Source organism: Mesorhizobium sp. M0077 (assembly GCF_040322955.1).
Lineage (GTDB): Bacteria > Pseudomonadota > Alphaproteobacteria > Rhizobiales > Rhizobiaceae > Mesorhizobium.
On sequence record NZ_JAMYUL010000012.1, the window covers coordinates 231,399 to 241,641 of the forward strand.

The window sequence follows — 10,243 nt, forward strand, 5'->3', positions numbered from 1 at the left end:
CTACAGAACCGCCTCAAAAAGTACCGTCACCTCTTCGGTTGACCGAGTCGTTGATCGGCCGTCATATGAGCCCTATGCTGGCACGCTGGCCAGTGAAGCAGTTGTCGGCCTTTATTCGCCGGCTCAGGGATTTATGCCCACGCTTCAGGTCGAAGAAAGACCGGGGTGTCGGTTCCAGGCTCTGGCAAGCGGGCTAAGATTGTCCTGCCGATTGTAGCCGCCAACCAAGATGTTGTCGGTCACCTCGCTGAAAAATACACCCAGAAATAGTCAAGCTATCAGGAGCAAATAGGTCGTAAGGTGGCCTTGCGGTCCTCCTTCCCGGAGCGGTTTCGCTTGCCTGTTCAAACTCGGACGGCTGTTACTCAAAAACCGCAGTGGGTATTTTATGTGCCATTTTTGCGACATTCTATAGAATTTTGCTTGAATTTAGCGTTTTAGCGGTCACTAAATCAATAAGTGCTCCCATATTTTGCAAATTTGTGAACAATCACGGTTGAGTTGTAACGCCTGGCAATAATGGCGCAGGGGAACGTTGGGGTGGGGTGAAATGAATACGACAACTATGTCGGCGATAGGCAAGCGCCTCGGCCTGCTGACGACGGTCGCCATATTGAGTTGTGGGAATGCTCACGCGCTCACTCTCCAGGAGGCGATGGCGGTTGCGGTGGAGTCCAACCCCGAAATTGGCCAAGCGATCGAAAACCGCGAAGCAATCGAATTCGAGCTACGCCAAGCGAAGGGACTTTATCTTCCCAGCGTCGATGTCGAGGCGTCGGCGGGGGTTCGTCGTCTCGACAATTCCTCCCGGCGTTCGCTGTCCATAGAGGATGACGCGCTCTATCCGGCGGAAGCCGATGTCGTTGTCACGCAGACGCTTTATGACAGCGGCGCAAGGCGGGCGGAACTGAACCGTCAGGCGTCGCGGGTCGACGGCGCATCGTTCCGGGTGCTGGAACGGTCTGAATTCATTGGACTGTCTGTCGTCCAGGACTATCTCGAATACATGCTGCAGGCTTCGATCGTTTCGGAAGCGAAGAAGAATCTGGGCTTTCACCAGGCAATCCTCGGCGACATCCGGCAAGGTATTGCAGGCGGCGCGTTGAACGAGGCTGATCGCCAGCAGGCCGAGGAGCGGCTGTTCGCTGCCAAGGCACGTATGCAGGAGGCGACCGAAGAACTGGAGGCTTCCAAGATACGGTTCTTCAAGACGGTCGGTAAGCCGCTGACCAACGCGTCAAGGCCAGGCGATGTCTCGAGCGCGCTGCCAAGGTCGCTCGACGACGCGCTAGGGCTGGCGCGACAGAACAATCCGCGCGTCCACATGGCCAACAGCGATATCGACGCCGCCGCCTCCCTGGTGGATGCGGCGCGGGCGAAATTCGGGCCCTCCGTCATCGCCGAAGGCCGCGCCCGCGGCGGCTATGACATCGACGGCGACGATGGCGACGCTAGCGACCTGCAGGCGCGGCTGGTGCTGCGCTGGAACCTCTATCGCGGCGGCATCGACAAAGCCAACGAGCAAGAGCAGGTCCGCCGCACCAGCGAGCAGCGCCTTGTGCTGCACCAGGTTCTGCGCGAGATCGAGGAAGCCGTCCGTACGTCATGGGATCGCCGCTTCCGGCAGGCCGATCTGGCAAAGACATTGAAGCTTCAGGCTGCCGCCAACGAAAGGCTGGTGGCGTCCTATCGCGAGCAGTTCAAGGTCGGACAGCGCTCGCTGCTCGACGTGCTCGACGCGCAGAACACGCGGTTCAACACAGCTACGCTTGCCGACACCGCATCCTACGCGTCGCTTTTCGCGCAGTACCGGCTGCTGGCGGCAACCGGGCAGTTGCTGAAGACCATGAATCTTCAGCCGGCAAAACAGGCCACCGCCTATGCCAAGGCCGAGTTCAATGCGCCTGAAACGGCCGACACCGAAACGTATGCGCGCACGCCGTCGGAGCAGACGAACGATCTGCCTTTCGACATCCTCGCACCGGTAAGAAAGAAGTAGGAAGGTCAAGGACGAACGATAGTCCTGCGGGCTGATCGTGAACCCACAACCCAAAATCCTCTCCCCAAAAGAGGCGTTCAAGGCCTGCTTCTCCGCTGTTGCCGGGTACCTCGGCAGGCCGAGTTCCGAGACCGTGCTGTTTGCCGGCGTGCCGCTGTCAGACACCCGCATCGATATCGACGCCATCCGGCATCTTGCCGAACGCATCGGTCTTGAAATCACGGAATTCAGCCATCGCGACTTTCTTCGCGGACGCATCGACCTTCCCGCCATTCTGTTTCGCGTCAGCCAGTTGCCGGTTGCGCTGCTTGCCCAGACCGAGGACGGTGGATTTACGACCGCTCCCCAGGAAGACGGGCGCACCACAATTAGCAAATCCGAGTTTTCCGGAAGTTATATAAGTGGCGGCGTTTCCTTCTCGATAACCTATGCCAACGCAGTAGAGGCGATGAGCGTCGGTTCGGCGGCCAAGATCGAGCGGCGACATTGGCTGACCGGCACGATGGGGCCGTTCTGGCGCACCTATTCGAAGGTCATCCTGTCGGCGGTATTCATCAATCTGCTGGCTCTTGCCTCACCGATCTTCACCATGAACGTCTACGACAGGATCTTGCCGAACAAGGCGATATCGACGCTCTGGGTGCTGTCGATCGGGATCGGCGCGGTCATTCTGTTCGACCTGCTCTTGAAGACCGCCAGAGCGTCACTGATCGACTATGCCGGGCGCAAGGCCGATCTTCGCATCTCCTATATGCTTTTCGAGAAGGTGCTGAACTCGTCCTTGTCGGCAAGGCCCGGCTCAACCGGCGAATATGCAAATCGGGTGACCCAGTACGAGTTCGTGCGCGAGTTTTTCACGTCGAACACCATCAGCGTCTTCATCGACACAGCCTTCGTCTTCGTCTTTCTTCTTGTCATCTATGCGATAGGCGGTTGGCTGGTCGTCATACCGGCCATTGCCTTTGTCGCCTCGGTGATCGTCGGGCTGATCACGCAACGGCGCATCGGCAAACGCGTTGCCGCTTCCATGAACGAGGCTTCGCAGCGCCAGGCCCTGCTGGTGGAATCCATCTCCACGCTGGAAACGATCAAATCGCTGCGGGCAGAGGCGTACCTTCTGCGAAAATGGGCGGAGCATTCCAAGAACGCATCCAACACGTCCGAGAAGATCAAACAGCTTTCGGCTGCCGCCGGCAACATAACGCAAGCCATCCAGCAGATGGTCACCGTCGCTTTGATCGTGGCCGGCGCCTATGCCTTTTCGGAAGGGCATGTCTCGACCGGCGCCATCATCGGCTCCGTCATGCTGGCGGGCCGGGCGGTGGCCCCGCTTGGGCAGATTGCGATCACCTTGTCCAGACTTCGCCAGGCGATGCTGTCCCTGCGAATGGTGAATTCGATCATGGCGCAGCCTGAGGATCGGCCGGACACGGTTGGTTTCGTCAACCGCCCCATTCGCAACGGTGCAATGGCATTCAGGAACGTCGGCTTTGTCTACCCGGGTTCCGAAAACGAAGTGCTGACCGGCCTGAATTTCTCGGTGAAGCCCGGTGAGCGGATTGGCATCATCGGCCGCATAGGCTCGGGAAAGACGACCATGGGGAGGCTGATCGGCAGGCTTTTCCTGCCGACCTCCGGCGAGCTGCTGCTGGACGGGATCGACATCCGCCAATACCACCCATCTGAGGTTCGCGCCGCGGTCGGGATCGTCGCGCAAGCCAACGATCTGTTTTCCGGCACCATCAAGGAAAATCTCCTGATGGCGTGCCCGGAGGCGACCGATGAGCAGATCGTCGAGGCGGCCAAGGCTGCCGGCGTCGACGACTTCGTCTCCCGCCATCCGCGAGGCTACGACATGAATGTCGGCGAGCGCGGCACCAATCTCTCGGGCGGTCAGAGGCAGACAATGGCAATTGCCCGCCTGTTGCTGACCAAACCGAAAATCGTGTTCCTGGACGAGCCGTCCGGCTCGATGGATCTGGCTTCCGAGCGCCAGCTGATCAAGCAGCTCAAAGTGGCTTTCGATCGCAACACGACCCTGATCGTATCGACGCACCGCTTCAGCATGCTCGAGCTGGCCGACCGCCTGATCGTCATCGAGCAGGGCAAGATCGTTGCCGATGGACCGAAAGACCAGGTGATACAAGCGCTGCAGAAAACAAGCGCCTGACGAACAGAATTATGCGTGAACACAGCACGTTGGGACGTGGTAAATGCTAGCCAGGGAAGACCGTCCGCCGCTTTTTGCGTCGGCTTCGATATTCATTATCGGAGCGCTTTTTGCGAGTTCGGTAGCCTGGGCATCCTTCGCCGAGGTCGATGAAATCGCACGCGGCGACGGCAAGATCATACCGGCGTCGAAGACCCAGATCATCCAGGCCAGCGAGCCGGGCGTGGTTCAGGAAATCGCCGTGACGATCGGTCAGGTCGTCAAGAAGAATGACCTCATCATTCGTCTCGACAACACCTTCAACACTTCCAGCCTTGGCGAGCAGCAGGCCAAGGCGCGGGCATTGCAGACGCGCATTGCACGGCTCAAATTCGAACAGACCGGAAGTCTAGAGGGCGCGTTTCCCTGCCCGCCCGAGATCCAGAAGGTGGCGCCGGAAATCTGCGACAACGAGCAGAAGCTGCTAATCGCGCGGCGCGACAACTTCGAAGTCAAACTGTCGGTTCTCAAGTCGCGCCTCGATCAGCGTGAGAAGGAACTCGACGAAGCCAACGCCAATGCCGATCGCCTCACCAAGAACCTGGCCGTCAGCGACCAGGAGGCGAAGCTGGTCGAAGCGATGGTCAAGAAGGGCCTGATGGCGCGAACCGAGCAGCTCCGCGTCGAGCGCGAGCAGACCGAGCTCAATGGTCAGCTGACGCTTGCCGGAGAGACCATCAAGAAAGCCAGGTCTGCCATCACGGAAGCCAAGCTTCAGGTCGACGAACTTGGCCTCCAGCTGCAACAGGAAGCGCTCAGCGATCTGACGCAGGCGCTGGCCGATCTCTCGGTGGTGGACGAGACGATACGCGGTGCCACCGACAAGGTGGCGCGTACCGATATCCGTTCGCCTGTCGATGGTATCGTCAACACGCTTGACATCAATACGGTCGGCGCCTTCGTCCAGCCCGGCGCGGTCGTCGCGGGTATCGTGCCGACGTCCGAGACCCTGCTGGTCGAAGCCCGGGTCTCACCGCGGGACGTCGCCTTCATCCGGCCGGGCCAGGATGCCCTGATCAAGGTGACCGCCTATGACTTCTCGATCTTCGGCGGCATCGAAGGCAAGGTCTCGAACATCACTGCCGACAGCCTGGTCGACCAGAAGACCGGCGAACCCTATTATCAGGTCCGTGTCGCCACCGACAAATCGACCCTGACACGCGACGGCAAGACCTATTCGATCATCCCCGGCATGATCTGTTCGGTCGACATCAAGACCGGACGCAAAACGATTCTCACCTACCTTATGAAGCCGATCAACAAGGCGCGAGAGGAGGCAATGAGTGAGCGATAGCGCGGTCTCCCTTCCTGCCGATCGCGACCGGCTGCTGCCACCGCTGGCGGCAGAGGATTTCGGACTGGAGTTCCGGGTTGTGGCGCGTGGCGGCATGCGCCGCGGCATTCGTCTGGAACGGGCGTTCTGGACATCGCTGAAGCAGATGGCGGAAAGCCGCAAATGCACGATCGGCACACTGATCGAGGAAATTGCAGAGAGCCACGCCAACGCCGGAAACCTGACATCGGCAATTCGCGTAGCCTGCATGCGTGGATTGGCCGACCAAAACCTCACCTTGCAGAGGCTCGCGTCGATCAAGACCATCAGCGCCATTCTCGTCGCATGTCCCTCGCCGGCCTTTGCCCTGGCATCGTCGAAGAAGATCCTGACCTTCAATGCGCCGTTCCAGCAACTGGTGCGGCGGCAATTGCCGGTGGCGCCGAACGAGGACGCGCGCCAGGATCTCAAGCTGGCGCTGGACCTCAATGTCGCCGACATATTCGCTAGGCTCGACGCCAATGGCGAGACGCCGGTCGCGACCGGTTTCGTCATAGGCGCCGGCGACCGCCGCTACCGCGGTCAACTGAGCGCGGTGCGGGCGCCGGTGGTCGAGCCGGAACTGCTGATGGCGTTCGTCTTCGGCGGCTAGAGCAATTCCGGGAAAAGTGTGAGCGGTTTCCGTGGAAAATTGCGTCAAACAAGAGATAGAGCGCTCAAGACTCTCTGATGGGAGCTTACGGCTGCACACCTTCACCAGGCGCGACCGTCGAAAGGCCGCCCTTGATATCGGCTATTTGAGCAGAACCGGTCTTCGCGCCATGGATCCACGCGCGATCGGTGCTGAACGAATACAGCGGCACGTAGGTCGGCAGGTCTGTGTCGCGGGAAACTACATTGCTCAAACTGTCGAGAATGAAGACGCCGCTGCCGGTGCTGACCGACAGCACGGCATGAAAGAAACCGCGCTTGCGATCCTGCAAGACGACCAGCGACATGCTCTGCGCCGGGATGCCTGCATGCAGCAGCGCGGCCATCTTGAGGATGGCGAAATCCTCGCAGTCCCCTGCCCGCCGCTCAAGGATTTCCCGGGGCTTGGCCCAGTAGTCGAGCTTGCCGTAAACCACGCTGTCCTTCTTGTAGGCGATGGCGCGATTTATACTTGAGTTGACGAAGGACAACTTGTCGATGAAGCGCTTGTTCCCGGCTGCCTTGACTATCTCGGCAAAGGCGCTGTTCTTGCGTTCGCACGCGCTGCTCGCGGTACAGTCGACAATTGCCTTGTAGACCGGCGCCCAGCGCGCCGAAACCGGGAAATTGCGCATCGACAGGGCAACAGAACCGAACACGCCGGGAATGATCGCCGCCGTCTGGATCAGGTCGATCCCGGCGGCAGGCGGCGCGATCGAAGAACCACGCTTTTCATCAACGGCAACAGAGCTGCTGAAAATCATGCCGATCCGGTAGGCTGAAACCGGCTGCCATGGCTGCGGCCGAGCCAGCGAAACGCCGCCGAGACTGGACGGGGTTTCGACCGCCGCCAGAACTCCAGCGGCAGCGCCGGCATTCACGGCAATTGCTTTCGCGGATGATGGCTGCGGCAGGCTTGTGATCGCCATTGCCAGCAGGATGAGCCTGAGCCCGGTTATTCCCAGGGCAGATTTTTCTTTTTTCATAACGCCCACCTCTTGACTGTGGACGGTACCAATCTTGTCTCAAATTACTGGAAAGGAAGGTGGATAAGTTTCCTTCAATCGGGAATACCCACTTTGTGTAAAACTTTATTCAAATTTATACTTCTGTTTACCAATCCAGCTCAGCCGGCGGATATCAAACGAGGCGCGGCTCGGCCAATGCATATCAGATTATATCTTCCGGGTTTACCACACGTAAAAAATGCCGAGACTTGCATACTGGGATATATGAAATTGATTGCGGGACAGTTGCAAAGCAGAAGTCGTCACTGTCTCTATCCGGGAAATGCCGGAGGGGTTTGGCGATGACGACGAGTAACGATTTGGATACCGTCTCGAATTCTTGGGACGAGCACTCTTCACATGAACATGGCGGCCCGCCATCGCAGGCAGGCATCCAGGTAGCGCAGGCCGCTCAGGCGGCGCCTGCCGAGCCGGTACCGGTCGATGTCGGCAGTGGCGCACCCGTTCAGCCGGCAGCACCCGCGGAGGCGAAAGCGCCGGCGGCAGCCGCGCCGCATGGATACGTGGCCGACGCCAGCAACATCGTGAAACTTCCGGCGGACGTCTCCATCGACAACATCAAGGTCGACGGCCACAATCTGTTGCTGGAACAGGCCGACGGTTCAGTCATCCTCATCAAGGATGGCGCGCTCAACGTGCCGACCTTCATCATCGGTGATGTCGAAGTTCCGCGCGTGGCCTTGCTGGCCGCTCTTGAAGCGAGCCACGTCGATGTCGCCTTCGGTGCCGATGGTTCCATATCGGCCGGCCCGGGCGGTTCGAACCCAAGCGCCGGCGCAGACTTCTCGGTTCCCCCCGGTGGCATCGGCGACGGGTTCGGTCTTTCGGCACTGTTGCCTCCGACAGACCTGGCGTTCGGCCAGCCGGATCATCGCGAGCTGTTCCCAAGCCTGCGGCCGGATTCCACACCGTCGATCATCGACCTGACGCCTTCCGTCGAGGGCGGCGACACCATCGTCAATGAAAAGGGCCTGCCGGAAAGCCCTGGGCCGGAAGGTTCGGGCGAAGCGTCGGCGCCAGGCGTTGACGGCGACATCTCCGAACACAACACCGGCACCTTCACCATCGCCTCTCCCGACGGTGTCGGCTCGCTGACCATCGCCGGCCAGGTGATTTCGGGCGCGGCTCTTGCCAACAGCGCATCGACGCCGATCGACATCATCACGCCGCTCGGCAACACGCTGACCGTCAACGGCTACGACGCCAGCACAGGCCAGGTGAGCTACAGCTACACGCTCGTCCATAGCGCGACTCACCCCGACGCGGGGACAGATTCCATCTTCGACGACATGACGATGACGGTTACCGACACCGACGGAGACGTGTCCCTTCCGGGCACGCTGTCCGTTCAGATCGTCGACGACGTGCCGACGGCGCATGATGAGGCCTCGCAGTCGATTGCGGAAGGTGCCCCGGCGCTGACGGGCACGCTGGACTTCGTCGCCGGCGCCGACGGCGCGACGGTGACGCATATCAACGGCACGGCGCTGATCTTCGATGCCGGCACGGGTTACTCGCAGTTGATCGACATCGGCGCGGGCACCATCCAGGTGAAGGCGGACGGGTCCTACTCGTTCACGCCGGACGCTTCGGTGGATAACAGTTCCGGTCCGGTAGCTGTTAACGCGACCTACACTGTGACGGACGGCGATCTCGACACGTCGATGGCCAACATCGCCTTCACAATCACGGACGGCGCGGCCCCGGTTGCCGGCGCTCCGATCACGCTGGCGCTTGACGACCAGAACCTGAGTGACGGCTCGACGCCGGCCGGCGCTGACTTCGCCTCGAACTCGATCACCTTCACGCCGGGCTCGGATGCGATCGCCTCGATCGCCTTTGGCACCGACCTGAGCGGGTTGAACACCGCCAACTTGACCTGGACCCGGGTGTCGGACACCCAGGTCGTCGGCAATGACGGCGCCGTGACTGTGGTGACGCTGGATCTGGCGGTTGCCAACAATGTGGCAACGGTGACGGCGACGCTGAACAACAATTACGATGCCCATCCTGGCATTAACGCCGACGACCTAGTCGATCTGGGCCATCTCGGCGTGGTTGCCACCGACACCGACGGCACCCAGGCGACAGGCACGGTCAACGTGACGGTGTCCGATGACGTGCCGATCGCGGTTGCCGACATCGACAGCATCGGGGCCGGCCTGTTCGGCCCGGCCACCGGCAATGTGCTGGTTGGCGGAACCGATGCCCTCGACGGCAACACGACCGACGGGGTTGCCGATACCAAGGGCGCCGACGGCGCTGCCGTGGTCGGCGTCGTCGCCGGCGACACCAATGCCGCCCTCGACAATACCGCAACACTCGGCGTGCAGATCCAGGGTCTCTACGGCAAGCTGACGCTGGCCGCCGACGGCACCTACACCTATACCCGCGATGCCGGCTCCGCCGGTGGCCATGACGACGTCTTCACCTACACCATCAAGGACGGCGACGGCGACACCTCGCACACCACGCTGACCATCTCGATCGGCAACTCGCCGCCGGTGATCACCGACCTGACGCCGGCCGCCAACGGCGGCGACGTCACCGTCAACGAGGATGACCTCCTGGCCAGCCGCGGCGTTGGCGAATCGGCCGGCTCCGACACCTCGAAGGAAAGCACCACCCAGGGCGGCACCTTCACCATCTCCTCGCCCGACGGCATCGCCTCGCTGACCATCGACGGCCATGCCTTCATCACCAACGGCGTGTTCACCGCCAGCTCCTTCACCACCGCGCTCGGCAATACGCTGAACGTGACCGGCTACAATCCCGCAACTGGCACCGTCAGCTATACCTACACGCTGCTCGACAACGAGGCCCATGCTACCGGCGCCTCCACCAACAGCCTGTTCGAGAACCTTGCCGTCTCGCTCACCGACCAGGACGGCCAGAACGCCACAGGCACGCTGTCCGTCAACATCGTCGATGACGTGCCGACCGCGGTTGCCGACATCGACAGCATCGGGGCCGGCCTGTTCGGCCCGGCCACCGGCAATGTGCTGGTTGGCGGAACCGATGCCCTCGACGGCAACACGACCGAC

The 10,243-nt window shown here is 60.9% G+C and carries 6 protein-coding genes; 5 read left to right on the forward strand and 1 reads right to left on the reverse strand.

Annotated features, from left to right (window positions below; all coding sequences use genetic code 11):
• Positions 1 to 550 precede the first annotated feature (550 nt).
• Genes NKJ57_RS22905 through NKJ57_RS22920 form a run of 4 tightly spaced genes read left to right on the forward strand, consistent with a single transcriptional unit; the run spans position 551 to position 6,133 of the window.
• Positions 551 to 1,999: a TolC family protein gene (locus tag NKJ57_RS22905; protein WP_023754495.1), complete on the forward strand. Its 1,449-nt coding sequence runs from the start codon at positions 551 to 553 to the stop codon at positions 1,997 to 1,999.
• A 37-nt stretch (positions 2,000 to 2,036) separates the two neighbouring features.
• Positions 2,037 to 4,169, forward strand: coding sequence for a type I secretion system permease/ATPase (locus NKJ57_RS22910; protein WP_352512420.1), 2,133 nt, complete (start codon positions 2,037 to 2,039; stop codon positions 4,167 to 4,169).
• Positions 4,170 to 4,212: 43 nt separating this feature from the next.
• Positions 4,213 to 5,502, forward strand: coding sequence for an HlyD family type I secretion periplasmic adaptor subunit (locus NKJ57_RS22915; RefSeq protein WP_023744453.1), 1,290 nt, complete (start codon positions 4,213 to 4,215; stop codon positions 5,500 to 5,502).
• On the forward strand, positions 5,492 to 6,133 hold the full coding sequence (locus NKJ57_RS22920) for a ribbon-helix-helix domain-containing protein (protein ID WP_023681069.1): 642 nt from the start codon (positions 5,492 to 5,494) through the stop codon (positions 6,131 to 6,133). The genes NKJ57_RS22915 and NKJ57_RS22920 overlap by 11 nt, the downstream gene beginning before the upstream one ends.
• A gap of 85 nt (positions 6,134 to 6,218) precedes the next feature.
• Here NKJ57_RS22920 and NKJ57_RS22925 read toward each other — a convergent pair whose 3' ends face one another.
• Entirely contained in the window at positions 6,219 to 7,157 is a 939-nt protein-coding gene (locus tag NKJ57_RS22925; protein ID WP_023748597.1) for a transglutaminase-like cysteine peptidase, read from the reverse strand.
• Positions 7,158 to 7,480: 323 nt separating this feature from the next.
• Between NKJ57_RS22925 and NKJ57_RS22930 the strand changes: the two genes are divergently transcribed.
• A partial coding sequence (locus NKJ57_RS22930; protein ID WP_352512418.1) for a beta strand repeat-containing protein occupies positions 7,481 to 10,243 on the forward strand: 2,763 nt, incomplete at its 3' end.

Coding starts and splice junctions, on each gene's coding strand:
- NKJ57_RS22925 (WP_023748597.1), bottom strand. CDS start 7,157: ATGAAAAAAGAAAAATCTGCCCTGGGAATAACCGGGCTCAGGCTCATC.
- NKJ57_RS22905 (WP_023754495.1), top strand. CDS start 551: ATGAATACGACAACTATGTCGGCGATAGGCAAGCGCCTCGGCCTGCTG.
- NKJ57_RS22915 (WP_023744453.1), top strand. CDS start 4,213: ATGCTAGCCAGGGAAGACCGTCCGCCGCTTTTTGCGTCGGCTTCGATA.